The sequence below is a fragment of the Streptomyces doebereineriae genome, from assembly GCF_031845645.1.
Classification (GTDB): domain Bacteria; phylum Actinomycetota; class Actinomycetes; order Streptomycetales; family Streptomycetaceae; genus Streptomyces; species Streptomyces canus.
On sequence record NZ_JAVREZ010000341.1, the window covers coordinates 1 to 442 of the forward strand.

Below are 442 nucleotides of genomic sequence, written 5' to 3' on the forward strand. Positions count from 1 at the left end.
TGATGTGGCCGTGGCCCTGCCGGATCATCTGCGGATACGCCGCTGCGACACCGTGCACGACGCCGCGCACGTTGATGTCGATGATGGCGTTCCACTGATCGAGGGTCAGCAGTTCGGTGTCGCCGCCCCAGACGATGCCGGCGTTGTTGAACATCAAGTCGAGCTTTCCGGCCCGCTCCACCACGTCGTCGACCGCGGCCTGCACGGCGGCCGCATCGGTGACGTCGAGACGAGCCGATCGGGCGCCGAGCGTTGAGGCGGTCGCCGCGGCGGCGTCGCCGTCGATGTCAGTGCAGAGCACCTGGGCACCGGCGGCCACCAGCGCTCGGCACAGGGCCGCGCCGATCCCCGATCCGGCGCCGGTGACCAGCGCCTGCTTGCCGGACAGCTCGCTGGTCACGCCTGGGCCAGCTTCATGACGTGACCGAGCACGTCGGGGTAC

Annotated in this window: 1 protein-coding gene; it reads right to left on the reverse strand. The window is 69.9% G+C overall.

Annotated features, from left to right (window positions below; translation table 11 throughout):
• The coding region (locus tag RNB18_RS52195) for an SDR family oxidoreductase (RefSeq protein WP_311721076.1) at positions 1–400 on the reverse strand (400 nt) is incomplete at its 3' end.
• Positions 401–442: the final 42 nt, after the last annotated feature.